The sequence below is a fragment of the Amycolatopsis sp. NPDC048633 genome (assembly GCF_040650695.1).
Classification (GTDB): domain Bacteria; phylum Actinomycetota; class Actinomycetes; order Mycobacteriales; family Pseudonocardiaceae; genus Amycolatopsis.
In genome coordinates this window covers 49,023-68,796 of sequence record NZ_JBEZHS010000030.1, presented here as the reverse complement: position 1 = coordinate 68,796, position 19,774 = coordinate 49,023, and the positions used below count along the sequence as shown (strand labels likewise).

Below are 19,774 nucleotides of genomic sequence, written 5' to 3'. Positions count from 1 at the left end.
CCGGTTGCAGCCGGTGATTGGGCCGCATGGCCCAACCGGCTGCGGCCCGGAGTGGGTACCCGGAAGGCATGAACCGGACATCAGACGGCGTGAGCCGGACCGAGGCCAAGGCCGACAGAGGCGAGAAGAGCGACACCGCGCAGCTGCTCGGCCGGATCGGCATGGCCTGCTACGGCGTCGTCCACCTCGTCATCGCCTACCTGGCTCTGCAGGTCGCCTTCGGCGACAGCGAGCAGGCCGACCAGAAGGGCGCCCTGCAGCAGATCGGCTCGACGGCGTTCGGCCAGGTCCTGCTCTGGATCCTCGCCGCCGGCCTGGTCCTGTTCGGCCTCTGGCAGTTCATGATGGCCGCCACCGGCTACGAATGGGTCAGCGGCGGCAAGCGGACGCGCAAGCGGATCGGCGCGGCCGCGCGCGGCGTCGTCGTGATCGCGCTGGGCTTCACCGCCTTCCGGATCGCCACCGGCAGCGGGGGCGGTGGCTCGGGCAACCAGAGCCAGCAGGAGTTCACCGCGAAGCTGCTGACCCTGCCGTTCGGGCCGGCGCTGGTGGTCATCGCCGCCGTCGCCGTGCTCGCCGTCGCGATCGCGTCCGGGGTGAAGGGCGTGAAGAAGAAGTTCCTCGAAGACCTCAACACGACCGAGCTGCCGGGGAAGACCAAGCGCTGGATCGGCGGGGTCGGCACCACGGGCTACCTCGCCAAGGGTGTCGTCTTCTCGATCGTCGCGATCCTCCTCGCCATCGCCGGGTTCAACGCCGACCCGAACAAGGCCGGCGGGCTGGACGCCGCGCTCAAGACGCTCGCCGCCCAGCCCTTCGGCACCGTGCTGCTGACCGTCGTGGCCCTCGGGCTCGCCGCGTTCGGCGCCTACTGCTTCGGCGCCGCCTGGGCGCACAAGCGCTAGCGCCGGGCCACCTGCGCGAGGTACTCCTTGCGGTCCAGCGGGTTCTCGCCGGTCCGCGGCCGCACCGGCGGCGGGCCGGGGTAGGGGCGGTAGTCCTCGAACTCGCTGAGGAAGACGCCTTCGCCCTGGCTGAGCGCCGGTAGCGCCTGCTCGAACGCGTGGACGTGCTCAGCCGGGATCGTGCCGTGCAGCGTGTACGACGACGGCCCGGCGACCGGCTCGCCGGGCACCGCGCGCAGGTCCGCGAGCTTGAGCAGCACCGCGCTGACGGCGTTCGCCGGGATCTCCAGCTCGAAGCGGTGCACCGGCTCGTGCACCCGCGTGCCGGCCTGCTTCAGCGCCGCCATCAGCACCAGCGGCGTCATCTTGCGGAAGTCACCCGCCGCGCTGAGCGGGCTGAAGAACGCCGTGTGCGTCAGCGTGACGGCGACGTCCAGCACTTCCCAGCCGTACAACCCTTGCCCGAGCGTCGCGTCGACGGTCTCTTCGATGGCCTTGTGGAACGCCAGCGGGAGCGAGCCCAGCTCGACCGAGAGCCCGAACGTGACGCCGGGACCGGGTTCCACCCGCAGTCCGACCGTCGCGAAGAAGTACAGCCGCTGCTCCGGATCCAGCTCCTCGACGGCCTCCCCGCGACCGACCGGCTTCTCGACGTACAGGGTGCTCGTCCGCTCGAACGTGACGTCGATGCCGGCGCCGTCGGCCAGCATCGAGCGCAGCACCTCTTTCTGTACTTCGCCGTAGAGCCGCACCGAAATGTCGTGGCCGGGGCGGCGGACGTCGATCAGCGGGTCCTCTTCGGACAGCCGGGTCAACGCCGTGAACAACGCCGCGGCCTGCTCGGGCCGGACCGGGCGCACGACGGTCTCCAGGCTGGGTGGCGCGAACACTCCGCCGCGGTCGGCGGCGCCGGGGGAGCCGAGCCGGTCGCCGATGCGGACGTCGCGCAACCCGCGCACCCGGGCGACGTCGCCGGCGAGCGCCACGTCGTCGCCGGCGACCTCGATCGCCGAGACGCGGCCGGTCAGCTCGGTTTCGCCGCGGTAGAAGGAAATCCGCTGCCGCGGCGCCAGCGACCCGGAGTGCAGGCGCGTGTAGGCGATCTTCTCCCCGGCGCGGCCGCGGTCGATCTTGAACACCGTCGCGTCCAGTGGTCCGTCGCCGGTGCGCTCGGCGGCCGGGAGCAGCTCGGCCATCGCCGTGACGAGGTCCGCGACGCCGGTGCCGGTGATCGCCGAGCCGGCCAGCACCGGGTGCAGCGCGCCGCGCGCGACCTGCCGGGCCAGCTCGTCGCGGCAGGCCACCGCGTCGACGCGGTCCTCCACATAGGACTGCAGGAACGCGTCGTCGCCGTCGGCCAGGAGCTCGGCCAGGTCGTCGGGCGACGTGGTGGCGTTCAGCGCGATCGCCCGCGGCGCCAGCTTCGCGCGGATGTCGTCGAGCAGGTCTCGGGCGCCCAGCCGGTCGATCTTGTTGACGAAGATCAGCGTGGGGATGCCGAGGCGGCGCAGGGTGCGCATCAGCACGCGGGTCTGGGCCTGGACGCCCTCGACGGCCGACACCACCAGGACGGCGCCGTCGAGCACGCGCAGCGCGCGCTCGACCTCGGCGATGAAGTCCGAGTGGCCCGGGGTGTCGATCAGGGTGATCCGGGTGTCGCCGGTCGTGAACGAGACCACCGCGGAGCGGATGGTGATGCCGCGACGGCGTTCGAGCTCGAGGGAGTCGGTCTGGGTGTCGCCGCGGTCGACGCTGCCGAGGTGGCTGATCGCGCCCGCTTCGAAGAGCAGGCGCTCGGTCAGGCTGGTCTTACCGGCGTCGACGTGCGCGAGAATGCCGATGTTCAGGGTTTTCACGGTCGTGGGAGATCCTTTGTGATGCGGGTGACAGGCCGGGCGGAACGGTCTGTCGGCGCATCGGGGTCTCCTCACGGTCGTGGACGCAGGTCAGGGCGAAGATAGCCCTCGCCGCGGCCGCGGCCAAGCGCTTTTCGACGTCTCGGTGGTCCCTGTCGGTTCCCTGTCGATCACCCTCCGGAGCTTCGCTCCGGGGTGCCGGAGCCCTAACTTGGGGCGGGTCAGTTGAAAATTCACCCACCGGGGAGCTGAAACCGGATGTTCGGACGATTCAAGGACGTGGCCCTGCTGCTGGGGAGGATCGGCGTCGCGGTCGTCTTCCTCGCGCACGGTCTCCAGAAGTGGAACAACGGCATCGACGGCACGGCGAAGTTCTTCTCGATGACGGGCATCCCGATGCCCACGGTCGCCGCGGTCTTCGCGATGACCGTCGAAATCCTCGGTTCGATCGCGTTCATCGTCGGCTTCCTGATGCCGCTGGTCGGCATCGGGTACGTCGTGATCTCCGTGGGCGCGCTGCTCTCGGTGCACATCGACAACGGCCTGACCGGCCAGGGCGGCTACGAGCTCGTCCTGGTCCTCGCGCTGGCCGGGCTCGCCCTCGGCTTCAACGGCGGCCGGCTTTCGCTCGACCACCTGCTGTGGGGCCGCCGGCGCGCCCGGCGTGAGTCCGAAGCGGGCGAACTCCAGAACGCCTGACCCCGTAAAGCCGTGAGGGGCACCTTCAGGGACATGGAGTCCGTGAAGGTGCCCCTCACGGCTTTCAGGCGGGGAGGTCGGCTGTGGTGCGCTCGGCGTCGCGGCGGGCACCCAGCTTCGCCTCGTCCGCGTTGCTCACGTGGACCAGGTGGGCGCCCGCGGCCAGCGGGACGAGCAGGCCGTCGAGGATGCCCTCCGAGCCGCTCCAGTCCCGGGTGGACAGCACGCGGTCGTCCGCGCTCAGGCCGAGTTTCGCCGCCCGGGTACGCGCTTCCGCCAATACTTCGTCCACAGTGGACTCGAACAGGGCAGCCGTGTCGCCGGGGATCGGGAAGAGCGGGCTGTACTGGTCGCCCGCCATCCGGGACTCCGTCAGGTAGTCGAACGCGCCGCCGCCCGGCGGCTCGTCGAGGCCGCGGCCCATCGGGTCCAGCGTCACGACGGCGGTCGCGGCCGCGCCGGTCGGCTCCGGGTCGTCCGGCCCGACGAACGCCACCCGCGCGCCGGCGCCTTCGGTCACGACGCGCGCCCCGCACCACCACGCCCCGAGCAGCACGCCGACCGTCTGCCAGTGCGCCGGGAGCTGGACGGCCACGGGGTCGCCCGGTTCGACGTCGAACTCCTCGGTCAGCCAGTTGGCCGTCTTCGCCGCCCAGTTGGCGGTCGTCGCCACGGACAGCTCGACGCGGCTGCCCAGCTGGTCGTCGTAGTGGGTGATCAACGGTTTGGCGGGCGAGGCCAGCAGCGGGCGCAGCAGCTCGTCGGTCAGGCTCATGCGGACAAGGCTAAAGCGCGGACCACGCGCTTCGCCGGTTGACACCATGAGTGCGTGCTGAGTAACTTTGCTTTGCAAGCAAATGTATCTCGGAAGCTGGGGGACAGCCATGTCCGTTCTCGTCACCGGAGCCCGCGGGCACGTCGGCCGCGCCGTGCTCGGCGCGCTCGTCGCCGCAGGTCAGGACGTCCGCGCCGCAAGCCGTGACGCCACCACGCTCGACGTCCCGGACGGCGTCGCGAAGGTGAGCGCCGACCTCGAAGATCCGTCCACACTGGACGCCGCGCTCGACGGCGTCACGTCGGTGTTCCTGTACACGCGGCCGCAGGGGATCGAAGGTTTCGTGAAGGCGGCCGAGGCCGCGGGCGTGCGGCACGTCGTGCTGCTGTCGTCGGCGGCCACGCTCGAACCGCAGTCCGCGCAGAGCCGGATCGCGCGGCTGCACCGCGCGGTCGAGGAGGCACTGGCCGCGGCGCCGTTCGCCTCGACGGTGCTGAACCCCGGTGCGTTCGCGACGAACGTCCTGGGCTGGCGCGCGGACGTCGCCGAGGGCGTGGTCCGCACCGCGTACCCGGACTCGCGGGTCGGGGCGATCCACGAGCAGGACATCGGCGACGTCGCCGCCCGGATCTTCATCGACGGATCCCATGCGGGACAGGCGCTCGCGCTCACCGGGCCGGCGCCGATCTCGTTCCGGGAGCAGGCGGACGTCCTCGCGGACGTCCTCGGCCGGCCGCTGCGGGTCGAGGAGCAGACGCCGGAGCAGGCGGCCGGAAAGATGGTCGCGCTGGGCTGGCCGCCCGAGGTGCCGCCGGAGATCCTCCGGGCGTGGGAGCGGACGTCGCGGGAGCCGTCGCTGGTGACCGACATCGTGCGCGAGGTGACCGGGACCGTGCCGCGGACCTTCCGGCAGTGGGCCGAGGAGCACCGCGCCGACTTCAGTTGACGCAGGCGACTCCGTCGGAGGCCTGGAGCAGCGGCGCCGCGGCGGGGGCGGCGCCGCTGCCCGAGCCGCCGCCCGTGGGCGCGCCACCCGGGGCCTTCGCGGCCGCCGGTGCGGGGCGGCCCGCCAGGCCCGCCACGAACTCGCGGACCGCGTTCGGGTCGATCTCCACGATGCTCTGGCCGTCTTCGCTGCGGCCGTTCGCCGTGATCACCGGGATCGTCGCGAACGCCAGGTCGCCCGACGCGAGGCCCTTCGCCTGCTGCGCGAACTGCAGCAGGTCGAGCCCCGGGTCGAGGGTCAGCGACCGGTGCACCGCGTCCATCAGGTCGTTCAGCGTGCCGGGGCTGGTCAGCGTGCCCGCCGAGAGCAGCTGGTGCAGCGCCGACGACAGGAACGCCTGCTGCCGCACGATCCGGTCGAGGTCGCCGCGCGGCAGGTTCTTGCGCTGGCGGACGAACGACAGCGCTTCCCCGCCGGACACCGTCTGCTCGCCGCGGCGGAAGCTCGCGCCCGAGTCCTTGTCCTCGGTCGAGTGGTTCAGGCACACCTTCACGCCGCCGAGGGCTTCGGTGAGCAGGTAGAAGCCCAGCAGGTTGATCTCGGCGTAGTGGTCGATCCGCACCCGCGTGAGGTCCTGCACCGCCTGCACCAGCACCCGCCGGCCTTCGGTGTCGGAGTCGCGCTCGATCTTCGCCTGGTCGCGCTCGCCCTGTGCGCGCAGGCCCTGCGCGAAGTGCGCCTTCGCGATGCCGTACGCCGAGTTGATCTTCGCCTTGCCGCGGCCCGGGACGTCGGTCCACGTGTCCCGCGGCACCGACACCGCCGACGGCTTCGCGCCGTTCTTCGGCACCCGCAGCAGGATCACCGTGTCGGTGTTCACCGCGCCGCTGTTGGCCTCGGTCCGCAGCTCCTTCAGCACCCGCAGCGGGAGCTGGTTGCCTTGCGCGTCCGTCCGCGCGTCGCTGCCGACGAGCAGGATGTCGTCGGCGCCGTCGTCCGCGGGCGGCGGCGCGGGCTCGCCGGCGCGCGGGGTGAGCGCGTCGGTCGTCGGGACGTTGCTCTGCAGCTGGTCCTTGGTGACGTAGGCGTAGCCACTGGCGCCGAGCGCGAGCACCGAGACCAGACCGACCGCGACCCGGCGGGTGACCCGCCCGGCCCGCCGTGCCCGGGACGGCGCCTCGGCCACCGGAGCCGCTTCGCGCGGGAAGGGCGACGGCTTCCACTCGGGATCGTCGCGCTCCGTCACCGGCCTCGCGGCCGGCTCCCGCTGTTCCTGCTCGTCTTCCATCCTGAACTACCTCCCCCGACCACCCTGCGTACCGAAGTCTAGTTGACGCAGGGAACGTCGCCCGCGGTGATCGGCGGCGCGGCGGGGGCGGAGGACACCGGGGTCGTCGGCGCCTTCGGGGTGGAGGTGGGCGGGGCGCCGCCCGAGCCGGCGGCCGAGCTGCGGAAGTCCTTGCCCAGCAGCACGCGCACGTGCCCGGCGGTGACGTCCCGGTCCGGCTCGGCCTGGACGCTGGTGCCCAGCGCCTGCTTGACCAGGTCCAGCGCGGCGCTGTCGGCCGGGTTGTACCGGACGACGGTGGTGTTGCGGGTGCTCAGCTTCTGGTCGGCGGCGACCGTGAAGCCCTTGCTTGCCAGCATCGTGTGCGTCTGGCCGGCCAGCGCCGCCGCGCCCGAGCCGTCGAACAGCTCCACCGTGACGGCCTTCGCGCCGGGCAGCTGAGCCGGCGTCGGGGTCGCCGGGGCGTCGCCGTCCGACGTCAGCCGCGTCACCTCGGCCTGGACGGCGGCCTGGTCGACGCGCAGGACGTCGGCGCCGCCGATCACCGCGTTGCCCTGGGTGGGGATGGTGTGGAACTCGATGTTGCCGCCGGTCAGGCCGCGCATCTGCTCGGCGAACTCGGTCAGGTCCCAGCCCTGCGACACCACCACGGACTTCTTCACCGCGGACACGAGGTCGGCGATCTTCCCCGGGCTGGTCAGCACGTCGGTCGAGATCACCTTGTGGGCCAGCCCGGACAGGAACGCCTGCTGACGCGCGATCCGGTCGAGGTCGTAGTTGGGCAGGCCGTAGCGCTGGCGGACGAAAGCAAGCGCTTGCACACCCTCGATCGTCTGCCGCCCGCCCGGCAGGTCCACGCCGGACTTGGTTTCCTTGACCGGCCCGTTGAGGCAGACCTCGACGCCGCCGATCGACTTCGTGATCTCGTAGAAGCTCGCCAGGTTGACCTCGGCGTAGCGGTCGATCATGCCGGGCTTGCCGATGAACTTCTCGATCGTGGCGATCAGGTTCTTCCGCCCGGCGACCTTCGCCTGCGCGTCGGCCTGCTTGAGGTCGGTCATGCCCTGGCGCTGCAACGTTTTGTAAGTGTCCGTGTACGCGTAGACAAAGGCGCTGTTGAGCTTGTGCTTGCCGTAGCCGCCGGCCAGCTCGACCCAGGAGTCGCGGGGGAACGAGATCGCGATGGCGTGCTTCCCGTTCTGGGGGATGTGCACCAGGATCATCGTGTCGGTGTTCAGCTCGCCGTCGGAGACGCCGGCGTGCAGCATGTCCAGCACCTCGCGGGGCAGCGGGTTGCCCTGCGCGTCGGTGCGGCTGTCCTGGCCGACCAGGAGGATGTCGATCGCGCCGTCGAGCGGCTTCGCGTGCGCCTCGGTGTCGGCGAAGACGTTCGTGGTGGTCAGGCCGGAGTTCGGGTCACCGATGAAGTGCCAGCCGTACCAGGTCAGGGCCAGGATCGCGACGGAGAGCAACGACACGACGACTTTGCCGCCGCGGCGTGCGAAGATGGCGACGCCGCGGCCGGTTTCCTGCCTTCGACGCGCCGGGACGGGCGGCGCCGGCCATTCGGTCACGCGCTTCCTCCCCTGTGAAACCCCGTGCTTCCCCCAGGACACCACTGTGCCTCCAGCATGACTCTACTGAGGGTGTTGTTGGACCTCCGTAGGCTGGGGGCCGATTGCCCCGGTCGGGGGCCGAGGGAAAGGCGGGAAGATGCGGGTCCTGGTCACCGGTGGTGCCGGCTTCATCGGGTCGCACTACGTCCGGCAGGTGCTGAGCGGCGCTTATCCGGCGCTGCGCGACGCCGAGGTGGTGGTGCTGGACAAGCTCACCTACGCCGGGAACGAGGCCAACCTGGCCCCGGTCGCCGCCGACCCGCGGCTGCGGTTCGTCCGCGGCGACATCTGTGACGCCACGCAGGTGGCGGAGGTCATGCGCGGGGTCGGCCTGGTCGTGCACTTCGCCGCGGAGTCGCATGTGGACCGCTCGATCCTCGGCGCCGCCGACTTCGTCCTGACGAACGTGCTCGGCACGCAGAACCTGCTGCAGGCGGCCCTGGAAGCGGGCGTCTCGAAGTTCGTCCACGTGTCCACGGACGAGGTGTACGGCTCGATCGAGACCGGCTCCTGGACCGAAGACCAGGTGCTGGAGCCGAACTCGCCCTATTCGGCGTCGAAGGCGTCGTCCGACCTGGTGGCGCGGTCGTTCTTCCGGACCCACGGACTGCCGGTGTGCATCACCCGGTGCTCCAACAACTACGGTCCGTACCAATTCCCGGAGAAGGTCATCCCGCTGTTCGTCACGAACCTCCTCGACGGACGGAAGGTGCCGCTCTACGGCGACGGCCTCAACGTCCGTGACTGGCTGCACGTGGACGACCACTGCCACGGCATCCAGCTGGTCGCCGACGGCGGGCGCCCCGGCGAGATCTACAACATCGGCGGCGGCACCGAGCTGACGAACCGGTCGCTGACGGAGAAGCTCCTCGCGGCGGTCGGGGCGGGCTGGGACAGCGTCGAACCGGTCGAGGACCGCAAGGGGCACGACCGCCGGTACTCGGTGGACATCACGAAGATCGGTTCGGAGCTGGGGTACGCTCCGCGCGTGTCCTTCGAGGAAGGTCTGGCCGCGACGGTGGCCTGGTACACGGACAATCGCGCGTGGTGGGAGCCCCTGGCGGAGCGGGCCGCGCTCAAGAAGTAGAGGATGTGCTCGTGCGGCTGACGGTGCTCGTGCCCGGCGGTTCCGGACAGCTCGGCCAGGATCTCGCCGCGCTGGCTTCGCCCGACGTCGACGTCGTCGCCCCGGGATCGGCCGAGCTGGACGTGACCCAGGCCGGCCAGGTCCTGGCGGCGGTCGGCGCGCTGGCCGACCGGGCCCGTGAGGCGGGCGCGGCCCCGGTCGTGGTCAACGCGGCGGCGTACACGGCGGTCGACGCGGCGGAGAAGGACGAGGAGCGCGCGTTCGCGGTGAACGCCGACGGGCCGAGGGTCTTGGCGGCGGCTTGCGCGTCGCGGCGGGTGCCGCTGATCCACGTGTCGACGGACTACGTCTTTTCCGGCGAGGCTTCTTCGCCTTACGAGTCTTCGGACGAGCTGGGACCGCGTAGCGCTTACGGCCGCACGAAGGCGGCCGGGGAAGACGCGGTGCTCGGGTCGGGGGCGTCGTCGTGGGTGGTGCGGACCGCGTGGCTGTACGGGCATGCCGGGTCGAACTTCGTGAAGACCATGGCGCGCTTGGAATCTTCCCGAGACACGCTGTCCGTTGTGGACGATCAGGTCGGCGGTCCTACTTGGACGGCCGACCTGGCCGCGGGGCTGCTGGAGCTGGCTGCTCGCGTGGCGGCCGGTGACGGGCCGGAGCGGCGGATCCTGCACTGCACGAACGCGGGTGCGGTGAGCTGGTGCGGGTTCGCGCAGGCGATCTTCAAGCACCTGGGCGCGGACCCGTCGCGGGTTCACCCGTGTACGTCGGCGGAGTACCCGCAGGAGGCGACGCGGCCGGCTTACTCGGTGCTGTCACCGGCTTCGTGGAAGGAAACGTGGCTGACCCCGATGCGGCCGTGGGACGAGGCGCTGGACGCCTACTTCGCGGCCGCCGAGTAGGTCCGGACTCAAGCGCCCCAATGTGGCCTTGGTTGCGTTGAACGCACCCAAGGGGCCCTTCGGTGCGTTGAACGCACCGAAGGCCACATTGGGGCGCTGGGGACCAGGGCTCAGTGGCGGCCTGAGGCCAGCCGGTACGCGCCGACCGTCAGCTCGGCGCACGTCCGCCACGTGAAGCCCGCCGCGTGCGTGCGGCGCGCTGCCGACGTCGCCACCGCGTGCGGGTCCGTCACCGCCGTCCGCAACGCCTCCGCCAAGCCGTCGACGTCGCCGTACGGGACCAGGCTCGCGCAGTCGCCCGCCACCTCGCGCAGCGCCGGGATGTCCGTGCACACCACCGGGACGTCCGAGGCCATCGCCTCCAGCACCGGCAGCCCGAAACCCTCGTCACGCGACGGCAAGACCAACGCCGACGCGCCCGCGACCACCGTGCGCAGGTCCACATCGGACAGATAGCCGGTCTGCGAAGTCCGGGGCCCCCGGGGGAACGGGCCCGGGCCGGCGAACACCAGCTCCGGCAGGTCCGGTGCCGCGTCGTGCGTGCGGGTCAGCCAGTCCAGGCCCTTGCGCGGGCCCGCGGCTCCGGCGAACAGCAGGTAGCGGGCGGGCAGCCCCAGCCGCGCGCGCCGCTCGTCGTCCGGGGGACGCGCGGTGAACCACGCCGGGTTCACGCCCAGCGGCGTCACCACGATCTTCGCCCGGTCGACGTCCAGGCGGGTCGCCACCGCGTCCGCCACCGCCGCCGTCGGCGTGCAGATCACGTTCGCGCGGCGGACGCCGCGGCGGACCAGCTCCGGCAGGCCGCGGTCGCTCGGCGCCAGCTCCGCGGGGTTGTCGAAGAAGGCCAGGTCGTGGATCGTCACCACACCCGCCGCGCGGACCCGGCCCGGCAGCACGAAGTTGGTGCCGTGGACGATGTCCGTCGGCCCGGCGAACAGCTCCACCGGCGGGAAGTCCGACCGCGTCCACGCCGCCCTCAGCAGCCGCGCCGCCACCGGTATCCCGCGGGCCTGCGCGCCGTACGGCAGCACGTGCCGCAGCCGCCGCCAGCCGCGCAGCGTGAACGCCACCGCGCGCGTGTCCACCTCGGGGATCGACACCAGCTCTTCGATCAGCGCGGACGTGTACCGGCCGATCCCGGTGCGCGCGCCGAGCAGCGGGGTGCCGTCGAGGAGGACGCGCAGCGACCTAGCCACGACGGAGCCGTTGCTTCGCGACCTTCAGCGCCCGGCCACCGACGCGCCGCGCCAGTTCGCGGGGCCCACCGGCGTTGAGGTATTCGCGGATCAGGTCGGTGTCGCGGCGCAGGAGCGCCCGGCCGCGGACCGCCGGCGTCGTCACCAGGTCCGCGGACCCGGGCAGCCGGTCGGCCGCCGGGCGCGGGTCGCGGCAGAACTCCACCAGCGGCTTCAGCGCCTCCGGCCAGGTGTAGCGCTGCGCGACGACGGCGATCCGCTCGACGCAGCCCGCGGCGAACTCCTCGTCGTACAAGCACTTCTCGAGCGCTTCGGCCAGCGCGTCGGCGTCCTCGGCCGGCACGACGACGCCCAGCCGTTCCGCCCGCACCAGGTCGGCGAACGAGTCGCCGTCGGTGGTGACGATCGGCAGCCCGGCCCACAGGTAGTCGAGCACCCGGGTGCGGAACGCGAACGTCGTCTCGACGTGCTCGTAGTGCGTCGTGACGCCGCAGTTCGCGTCGAGCAGCCAGTTCTGGCGCTCGTGGTAGGGCACCCACTGCTCGTTGAAGTAGACGTGCTTGCCCGTCAGCCCCAACGAGTCGGCCAGCCGGATCGTCCGGGTGCCGATGTCCATCTCGGCGACCTCGGGGTTCGGGTGCTTCATGCCGAGGAACACGAGCCGGACGTCACCGCGGCGACGCCGGAGCGTGTCGATCGCGCGGACCAGCGTCAGCGGGTCGAACCAGCTGTAGACCCCGCCCGCCCAGAGCACGACGTGGTCGGTGCCGCCGAGGCCCAGTGTCGACCGCAGCCCGGGGCCGGTGCGCGTGGGCGCCTGTGGCGACAGCCCGAAGGGGACGACCGCGAGCAGCGACTGCGTCGTCGGGTCGGCGTCGTAGAGCCGCGGCGAAAGCCGGCCCAGCGCGGCGAGGTGGCCGAGCCAGAGGTGCCGCTGCCGCTCGGACGCGCAGAGGAAGAAGTCGCCGCGTTCGATCTGGGCGTCCAGGACCCGGGTGACCCCGGCTAGGTCGGCCGCGCGCTTGTCGTCGGCGATGCCCTTGCCCTGCTCCAGCAGCTCCAGGTGCATCGGGTCGTAGAGGTCGGCGACGACGATCTTGCCGCTGTGCTCCTTCTTGAGCGACGGCGCGAGTTCGAGCACGTGGCCCTGCAGGACGATGACGTCGGCCCAGGCGATCGGCGCCTCGAGCTCGCGGTGCTTGCCGGCGCTGATGCGGAACGGCGCGGGCGGCGGCGTGGCCAGGGGGTTGGTGGTGATGAGGTGGACGTCGTGCTCGGCGGCCAGGGCCAGCGCGATGTTCCAGGCGCGGATCGCCGGGCCGGCCATCCGCTCGGTGAGGGCGTCGCCGGTGAGCACCAGGATCTTGCGGCGCTGCCCGAAGGCCTTCTCGATGCCGAACGCCTCGACGAGGATGTCGTGCGCGGCGAGGTAGCGCGGCAGCGGGTAGGCGGGCTCCAACGCCTTGCGCAGCAAGGGAAGCAGGTCGGCGTCGGTGCGGACGCGGGCGGCCTGCTCGAGCGCGCGGGACTCGCCCAGCGAGGGCAGCAGCTCGACGAACTGGTCGATCGCGAGGAGCCCGGCGAGGGTGGTCCGCGGGATCGCGACGTCACCGGATTCGATCGGGCCGACGCCGTGTTCGAGGTCGAGCTGGGTCGCGTCCAGCTCACCGCGGGCGGTGGCCCGGCGCACGGCCAGGGCGAGCGCCGCGGGCAGCGCGCGGGCCAGCGTCTCGTCGGAGAGGTTCTTGTAGAGCGCGGCCAGGGCGTTGCGCTCGAGGAGGAAGGTCTCGCGGCCGGTTTCCGGCGCGTCGACCGCGGCCATCGTGCCGTGGTGGCGGTGGTAGGTCAGCGACTCCGGGACGTACCGGACGCGCCAGCCGCGCAGGTTGAGCCGCCAGCCGAGGTCGACGTCCTCGTAGAACATGAAGAACCGCTCGTCGAAGCCGTCGAGCTCGGCGAACACGGCCGTGCGGACGAACATCGCGGAGCCGGTGCCGAACAGGACGTCCTTCGCGACCTCGTGCTCGGCGGCCGGGACGTCGGCCAGCGGCGAGCCCGCGTGCCGCTTGTAGCCCATGCCGAACCAGGTCAGGCCGCCGTCGACGAAGTCGGTGCCGGTGCCGTCCCAGTCGAGGACCTTGCTGGCCACGGCCGCGACGCGGGGCTGCGCGCGCAGCTCGGCGACCGCGGCGGAGACCCAGCCGGGCGCCGGGCGGGCGTCGTTGTTGAGGAAGCCGAGGACGGTGCCCTTCGCGTGCTTCGCGCCGAGGTTGCAGCCGCCGGCGAACCCGGTGTTGCGGCCGGCCTCGATGACGCGGGCCTGGGGGACGGCTTCGCGGATGCGGGCGGCTTCGTCGGAGTTGTCGACGCAGATCAGCTCGAGCTCGGGGTAGTCGTGCTCGGCGAGCGCGCGCAGGCAGGTGATCGTGTCGTCGGCCCCGCGGTAGTTCACCACGATCACCGAGACGAGCGGTTGCTGTTCCCCCTGCACCAAAGCCAGCTCCTTCGTCGGATTGAGCGCCAGCTTAAAGGCCTGCCCAAGCCTCCCAGACCGCGCCTCGGCCGAGTGCCGCCCGACGGCCGATCCCGCGGCGGGCCGCCAGCGTCGCGGGCAGCCTCGCCACGACCTCGGCCAGGACGCGGCAGCGCAGGCCGAACCGGAAGTTCGCGGCCCGGGGCCGCCCGGGCCGCAGCGGCAGCACCGCTGTCAACACGGCGAACCTGAGCAGCTGGTTCACCGCGACCCCACGAGGTGCGCAGCGCAGCAGCATGAGCAGCCGGTTGCGCTCGTTCCAGCGGTGGAACAGCGCCGAACCCAGCTCGGTGCTGACGCCGTGGGCGTGCCGGACGCGGGCGTCCGGTGCCGCGACGACGTCCCAGCCGGCGAGCCGCAGCCGCCACGCGGTGTCGGTGTCCTCGTAGTAGCAGAAGAACCCGGCCGGGACGCCGCGCACGCTCGTCAGCGCTTCGGTGCGCAGCAGCGCCGCGCCGCCGCAGAAGGCGAACACCTCGCCGGCGGGTTCGGTGAGGTCGGCGCCGTGGCCGTCGGCGGTCAGCCGGACCCCGGCGGACTGCGTGGTGCCGTCGGGCCGGACGAGCCGCGACGTCGCCGCGCCGGCCAGCGGCGCCTTGCCGAGCGTGTCCTCCAGCGTCGCAAGCCAGTCCGGCTCCGGTTCGGCGTCGTCGTTCAGCCACGCCATCAGCGGGGTGCCGACGCGCTCCGCGGCGACGTCGAGCGCGCCCGCGTAACCCGCGTTGCGGGGCAGGCGAATTACTTGCGGGTGCGAAGGATGGGCCGCGAGCAGGGCGGCGGTGCCGTCGTCGGAGGCGTTGTCCACCACGAGCGTCCGATGTGGACGCGTCTGCGCGGCGAGCGCGTCGAGGCACGCGGTGACGTGCCCGGCACCCCGCCAGGTCACGACGACCACCGTGGTGGCGGGATTCGCGGTCACGTCCCGCACAATAGCCGCGTGCCCGAACTGGTCGTGCTCGCCGAGCAGCTCCTCGCGCCCGTGCCCGGTGGCACCGGGCGCTACACGGCCGAGCTGCTGCCCGCGCTCGCGAAGTCCGCGCCGCCGGGCTGGACGGTGTCCAGCGTGGTCGCGCGGCACGCGGACGTGGACGCGGCCCGGCTGGAGGGCGTCGAAGGCCCGCGGGTGCTGCGGATCCCGCCGCGGGCGCTGGTGGGCGTCTGGCAGCTGGGGATTCCCTGGTGGCCGGGCGGCGACGCGGTGCACGCGCCGACGCCGTTCGCGCCGCCGCGCGCGCCGGCCGGGCGGACGTTGAGCGTGACCGTGCACGACACCGTGCCCTGGACCCACCCCGAGACGCTCACCGCGCGCGGGGTCAGCTGGCACCGGTCGATGATCGCGCGGGCCGCGCGGCGGGCGTCCGGGCTGGTGGTGCCGACACGGGCGGTCGCCGACGAGCTGGCCGTGCTGATCGACGTCGACGTCCCGGTGCGCGTGGTCCCGCACGGCGTGCGGGTGCCGTCGGGTTCGGCCGAGCTGGACCTGCCTGCGGAGTACGTCCTCGCGGTGGGCACGATCGAGCCGCGCAAGGGAATCGACGTGCTGGTCGACGCGGTCGCGACGCTCGAGGGCACGGTGCTCGTGCTGGCCGGGCAGACGGGCTGGGGCGGCATCGACCCGGTCGCGCTGGCCAGGGAACGCGGCCTTCCGGCGGAGCGGGTACGGATGCTGGGGAAGGTGTCGGACGCCGAGCTCGCGACCGCGTTGCGGCACGCGAGCGTGCTGGCCGTGCCGAGCCTCGCCGAGGGGTTCGGGCTGGGCCTGCTGGAGGCGATGGCGGCGGGGGTCCCGGTGGTCCACACCGACGCGCCGGCGCTGGCCGAGGTGGCAGGCGGCGCGGGGATCACGGTGCCGCGCGGCGACTCGGCGGCGTTGGCGGCCGCGTTGCGAGAGGTGCTGAGTTCACCCTCCGTGGCGGCCGAGCTCACCCGTTCGGGCCGGGAGCGCGCCAAGGCGTTCACCTGGCGTCGCGCGGCGGAAGCCGTCTGGGCGATCCACACGCGGGTGCGTGGCTGACCGGTTTGCCAGTTCCCCACCATGACGCAGGGTTGCCGCCGTACCCTGCAGGGGTGAGCGATGATCCCCGGGTCCTGATCGACGCGACCGCGGTTCCCGCGGACCGCGGCGGGGTCGGCCGGTACGTGGACTCGCTCGTCGCCGCCCTCGACGCGGACGGGGCGCGGATCACCGTCGTCTGCCAGCCCCGGGACCTGCAGCTTTACGATCGGCTGGCGCCGCGCTCGCGCGTCGTACCGGCGTCGCCGTCGACGACCACCCGCACCGCGCGGCTGACCTGGGAACAGGCGACCCTGCCGCGGCTGGTGCGTCGCCTCGGCGCGGACGTCGTCCACTCTCCGCACTACACGATGCCGGTGGCGACGTCGGCCGCATCGGTCGTCACGCTGCACGACGCGACGTTCTTCACCGACGCCGTGCTGCACTCGTCGGTGAAGGCCCGCTTCTTCCGCGCGTGGACGGCGACAGCGCTTCGGCGCGCGACGCTGTGCGTGGTGCCCTCGGCAGCGACGGCCGCGGAGCTGGCCCGCGTCGGCCCGGTGCGGCACGCTTCCCTGGAAGTGATTCACCACGGCGTCGACACCGAGCGCTTCCACCCGCCGTCACCCTCGGAAGTCGACGCGGCCCGTTCGGCGGTCGGGCTCGGCCGGACGCCGTACGTGGCGTTCCTCGGGGCGCTGGAGCCGCGCAAGAACGTGCCGGCGCTGATCCGCGGGTTCGCCCGGGCGGTGGCGGGGCAGCGCGACGCGCCGGCGTTGGTGCTGGCCGGCCAGCCGGGCTGGGACACGCAGGTCGAGCGGGCGCTGGACGCCGTCCCGCACCGGCTGCGCGTGATCCGGGCAGGATATCTGCCCTTCGATACCCTGGCCGGCTTCCTCGGCGGAGCTTCGCTGGTGGCTTATCCGTCGCTGGGCGAGGGTTTCGGGCTCCCGGTGCTGGAAGCGATGGCGTGCGGAGCGTGCGTGCTGACGACCCGGCGGCTGTCGCTGCCGGAGGTCGGCGGGGACGCGGTGGCGTACTGCGGCGTCGGCGCGGGAGACGTGGCCGCGGCGATCGCGGAGCTGCTGGCCGACCCGGGCCGCCGCTCGGAGCTGGCCACGGCCGCTCAGCAGCGCGCGAAGGAGTTCTCGTGGGCGACGACCGCGGAGCGGCACCGTGAGGCGTACGCGAAAGCCTGGTCCCGCCACCTCAGCACCCGCTGACGCGTGATCCGAGAGCCGACACGCGTGATTGAAGGGTCGACTCGCGTGATTGGAAGGTCGACACGGCGGAACCCGGCCGCGCGCGGTGTGTCGACTCCCCAAACACGCGTGTCGGCTTCCTGATCACGCGTGTCGACCCTCCCGTCACCCAGCGCGGGGTGGCGGGGTCGCGTTCGGTGACCGGTGGACAATGGCCGGGTGACTGAGCACTCCCGCTATGGCGACGATGTCGGTGTCGTGACCGTGACCTACTTCTCCGAGGACACCATCGAGCGGTTCCTCGACACGCTCGAGAAGGCCACCGAGCGCGAGGTCAAGGTGGTCATCGCCGACAACGCGTCCGTCGAGGGTGCCCTCGAAAGGGCCATTGCCCACCGGAAGAACGCTCAGCTGCTCAGCATCGGGGAGAACGTCGGCTACGGGACCGCCGCCAACCGCGGGGTCGCCGAGCTGGACGACCGGTACGGCTGGGTCGTCGTCGTCAACCCGGACCTCGAATGGGAGCCGGGCTCGCTCGACACGCTCCTGGACGTCGCGAGCCGGTGGCCGCGCGGGGGTGCCTTCGGGCCGCTCATCCACGACCTCGACGGCACCGTCTACCCCTCGGCGCGGCTGCTGCCCTCGTTCGGGCGCGGCATCGGGCACGCCGCCTTCGCGAAGGTCTGGCCGGGCAACCCCTGGACGAAGCAGTACCGCCAGGAGACCGGCACGCCGGTCGAGCGCGTCTCGGGCTGGCTGTCCGGCTCGTGCCAGCTGATCCGCCGGGAGGCGTTCGACTCCGTCGGTGGCTTCGACACGCGCTACTTCATGTACTTCGAGGACGTCGACCTCGGCGACCGGCTGGCGAAGGCGGGCTGGCTGAACGTCTACGCGCCGTCCGCGAGCGTCACCCACGAGGGCGGGCACTCGACGTCGCAGGCGTCGGAGAAGATGCTCAAGGCCCACCACGACAGCGCTTACCGCTACCTCGCCGACCGTCACCCGGGCCTCGCCTGGAAGCCGGTGCTGGCCGCCGCGAAGCTCGGCCTGGCGCTGCGGCTGAAGCTGGAGACCCGCTAGATCCCGTCGAGCCGGCGCGAAAGGTCGGACCTGCCGTTGTTCTGCGTCACCGTCGGCACCAGGCCGGTGTCCTCCGGATCGGGCTCCTTCAGCGGGCTCGTGATCGGCTCGGCCTGCGGCCGGCGGGCCAGCGGCGTCGTCACCGGGGTCTTCATCGGTGTCGTCGGCGCCGGCGTGCTCAGCGGCGTCGTCACCTGCGGCCGCCGGGCCGGGCTCGAACCGCCGGAAGCCTCCAGCCGCCGCGTGGGCGACGCACCCGCGAGCGGGTGGTCGTTCTCCTCGATCAGCGACGCCGGGAGCTGCGTGGTCGTGTCCGGGTCCTGGCTTCTGTCGAGGCCGTCGATGGCGGCACGCGGTATCTGCTGCGTGTTCGAGGCGTCCATCGGCGAAATGGCACTGTCCGGCGTCACCACGAACACACCGCGCGCCTGGGCTCGTGCGAGCAGGGCGTCCGCCCGATCGCGGGGGTCCATCCCCTCGGCCTCCCGACTGACCCGGGGCCCTCTGGGGAAAGGCCCGCCTGTTTCCTGTCTAGGGTAGGCCCTCCGGGCGACCTCCGTCAGGGTTTCCCGCGGCTTGTCGCTCAGCGGTGCGTGATACAAGAGGAGATTTCCGTGACGTCCGAGGTCGAGATCGACGCCGTCGTGCTGGTCGGGGGCAAGGGCACGCGCCTGCGGCCACTGACCCTTTCGGCGCCGAAGCCGATGCTCCCGACAGCCGGGACGCCCTACCTGAGCCACCTGTTCTCCCGCATCCGCGAGGCCGGGATCAGGCACGTCGTGCTGGGTACGAGCTACCGGGCGGAGGTGTTCGAGGAGTACTTCGGCGACGGCAAGTCGATCGGTCTGGACCTCGAGTACGTCGTCGAGGAGGAGCCGCTCGACACGGCCGGTGCCATCCGGAACGTCTACGACAAACTGCGCGCCGACCACGTGATCGTCTTCAACGGCGACATCATCTCCGGCTCGGACCTCGGCGAGCAGCTGCGCGTGCACCGCGAGTCCGGGGCCGACGTCACGCTGCACCTGCAGCGCGTGCCCGACCCGAGCCGGTTCGGCTCGGTGCCGACCGACGAGACCGGCCGCGTCCAGGCGTTCCTCGAGAAGACGCCGAACCCGCCGACCGACCAGATCAACGCCGGCTGCTACGTCTTCCGCCGTCCGGTGATCGAGTCCATCCCGACGGGCCGCCGGGTGTCGGTCGAGCGTGAGACGTTCCCGCAGCTGCTGGAGCAGGGCGCGCACATCCAGGGGTTCGTCGACTCGTCCTACTGGCTGGACGTCGGCACGCCGGAGGCGTTCGTGCGCGGGTCGGCCGACCTGGTGCGGGGCGTGGCGCCGACGTCGGCGCTGCCCGGCCGGCCCGGCGACTTCCTGGTGCTCGACGGCGCTTCCGTCGCCGAAGACGCCCAGCTGAGCGGTGGTTCGACCATCGGCGTCGCGGCGGTGGTCGGCTCGGGCGCGAAGATCGACGGCTCGGTGCTGTTTGACGGCGCCGCGGTCTCCGAAGGCGCGATCGTCGAGCGTTCGGTGCTCGGGCACGGCGCGCGCGTCGGCGCCGGTGCGGTGCTGCGCGGGGTCGTGCTGGGCGACGGCGTGTCCGTCGGGGCCGGCTGCGAGCTGCTCGACGGCGCCCGCGTCTGGCCGGACGTCGTGCTGCCGGACGGTTCCGTCCGCTTCTCGAGCGACGCGTAGCG

General features: G+C 72.3%; 17 protein-coding genes. 9 read left to right on the top strand and 8 right to left on the bottom strand.

The features are described 5' to 3' along the window. Positions 1-89: 89 nt before the first annotated feature. Positions 90-905, top strand: a complete 816-nt coding sequence (locus AB0C38_RS37425; RefSeq protein ID WP_360682567.1) for a DUF1206 domain-containing protein — start codon at positions 90-92, stop codon at positions 903-905. On the opposite strand, the gene AB0C38_RS37420 is transcribed toward AB0C38_RS37425, so the two are convergent. Further along, positions 902-2,761, bottom strand: coding sequence for a translation factor GTPase family protein (locus AB0C38_RS37420; RefSeq protein ID WP_360682512.1), 1,860 nt, complete (start codon positions 2,759-2,761; stop codon positions 902-904). The genes AB0C38_RS37425 and AB0C38_RS37420 overlap by 4 nt on opposite strands. 258 nt (positions 2,762-3,019) lie before the next feature. Between AB0C38_RS37420 and AB0C38_RS37415 the strand changes: the two genes are divergently transcribed. Beyond that, on the top strand, positions 3,020-3,460 hold the full coding sequence (locus tag AB0C38_RS37415) for a DoxX family protein (protein WP_360682511.1): 441 nt from the start codon (positions 3,020-3,022) through the stop codon (positions 3,458-3,460). Positions 3,461-3,524: 64 nt separating this feature from the next. Here AB0C38_RS37415 and AB0C38_RS37410 read toward each other — a convergent pair whose 3' ends face one another. After that, a complete protein-coding gene (locus tag AB0C38_RS37410; RefSeq protein WP_360682510.1) occupies positions 3,525-4,235 on the bottom strand; it encodes a TIGR03089 family protein in 711 nt (236 codons plus the stop codon). 109 nt (positions 4,236-4,344) lie between these two features. On the opposite strand from AB0C38_RS37410, the gene AB0C38_RS37405 reads away from it, so the two are divergent. Then, positions 4,345-5,181: an NAD(P)H-binding protein gene (locus tag AB0C38_RS37405; protein WP_360682509.1), complete on the top strand. Its 837-nt coding sequence runs from the start codon at positions 4,345-4,347 to the stop codon at positions 5,179-5,181. On the opposite strand, the gene AB0C38_RS37400 is transcribed toward AB0C38_RS37405, so the two are convergent. Next, positions 5,174-6,469 (bottom strand): LCP family protein, encoded by a 1,296-nt coding sequence (locus AB0C38_RS37400; protein WP_360682508.1) that lies wholly within the window; start codon positions 6,467-6,469, stop codon positions 5,174-5,176. The genes AB0C38_RS37405 and AB0C38_RS37400 overlap by 8 nt on opposite strands. A gap of 38 nt (positions 6,470-6,507) precedes the next feature. Further along, positions 6,508-8,043: an LCP family protein gene (locus AB0C38_RS37395; protein ID WP_360682507.1), complete on the bottom strand. Its 1,536-nt coding sequence runs from the start codon at positions 8,041-8,043 to the stop codon at positions 6,508-6,510. A gap of 139 nt (positions 8,044-8,182) precedes the next feature. Here AB0C38_RS37395 and rfbB point away from each other — a divergent pair, with 139 nt between their 5' ends. Both rfbB and rfbD read left to right on the top strand, forming a co-directional pair. Next, a complete protein-coding gene (gene rfbB, locus AB0C38_RS37390) occupies positions 8,183-9,172 on the top strand; it encodes a dTDP-glucose 4,6-dehydratase (RefSeq protein ID WP_360682506.1) in 990 nt (329 codons plus the stop codon). A 5-nt stretch (positions 9,173-9,177) separates the two neighbouring features. After that, complete coding sequence (gene rfbD / locus AB0C38_RS37385) at positions 9,178-10,074, top strand: dTDP-4-dehydrorhamnose reductase (protein WP_360682505.1); 897 nt, start codon at positions 9,178-9,180, stop codon at positions 10,072-10,074. Positions 10,075-10,184: 110 nt separating this feature from the next. Here the strand turns inward: rfbD and AB0C38_RS37380 are convergent, their stop codons facing one another. The 3 genes from AB0C38_RS37380 to AB0C38_RS37370 are packed head-to-tail and all read right to left on the bottom strand — an operon-like array spanning position 10,185 to position 14,731. Next, a complete protein-coding gene (locus AB0C38_RS37380) occupies positions 10,185-11,270 on the bottom strand; it encodes a glycosyltransferase family 1 protein (protein ID WP_360682504.1) in 1,086 nt (361 codons plus the stop codon). Then, on the bottom strand, positions 11,263-13,764 hold the full coding sequence (locus tag AB0C38_RS37375) for a glycosyltransferase (RefSeq protein WP_360682503.1): 2,502 nt from the start codon (positions 13,762-13,764) through the stop codon (positions 11,263-11,265). The genes AB0C38_RS37380 and AB0C38_RS37375 overlap by 8 nt, the downstream gene beginning before the upstream one ends. A gap of 31 nt (positions 13,765-13,795) precedes the next feature. Further along, the gene (locus AB0C38_RS37370; RefSeq protein ID WP_360682502.1) at positions 13,796-14,731 is read right to left on the bottom strand and encodes a glycosyltransferase family 2 protein; all 936 of its coding nucleotides are present in this window, start codon (positions 14,729-14,731) and stop codon (positions 13,796-13,798) included. 9 nt (positions 14,732-14,740) lie between these two features. On the opposite strand from AB0C38_RS37370, the gene AB0C38_RS37365 reads away from it, so the two are divergent. The 3 genes from AB0C38_RS37365 to AB0C38_RS37355 all read left to right on the top strand — a co-directional run bounded on the left by AB0C38_RS37365 (position 14,741) and on the right by AB0C38_RS37355 (position 18,078). Beyond that, positions 14,741-15,817, top strand: a complete 1,077-nt coding sequence (locus tag AB0C38_RS37365) for a glycosyltransferase family 1 protein (RefSeq protein WP_360682501.1) — start codon at positions 14,741-14,743, stop codon at positions 15,815-15,817. 53 nt (positions 15,818-15,870) lie between these two features. Beyond that, positions 15,871-17,019 carry a glycosyltransferase family 1 protein gene (locus AB0C38_RS37360; protein ID WP_360682500.1) on the top strand — a complete coding sequence of 383 codons (1,149 nt, stop codon included), beginning with the start codon at positions 15,871-15,873 and terminating at the stop codon, positions 17,017-17,019. Positions 17,020-17,217: 198 nt separating this feature from the next. Further along, a complete protein-coding gene (locus AB0C38_RS37355) occupies positions 17,218-18,078 on the top strand; it encodes a glycosyltransferase family 2 protein (protein WP_360682499.1) in 861 nt (286 codons plus the stop codon). Here the strand turns inward: AB0C38_RS37355 and AB0C38_RS37350 are convergent. Beyond that, entirely contained in the window at positions 18,075-18,551 is a 477-nt protein-coding gene (locus tag AB0C38_RS37350) for a hypothetical protein (RefSeq protein ID WP_360682498.1), read from the bottom strand. The genes AB0C38_RS37355 and AB0C38_RS37350 overlap by 4 nt on opposite strands. Positions 18,552-18,692: 141 nt before the next feature. Here AB0C38_RS37350 and AB0C38_RS37345 point away from each other — a divergent pair, with 141 nt between their 5' ends. Further along, a complete protein-coding gene (locus AB0C38_RS37345; RefSeq protein WP_360682497.1) occupies positions 18,693-19,772 on the top strand; it encodes an NDP-sugar synthase in 1,080 nt (359 codons plus the stop codon). Positions 19,773-19,774: the final 2 nt, after the last annotated feature.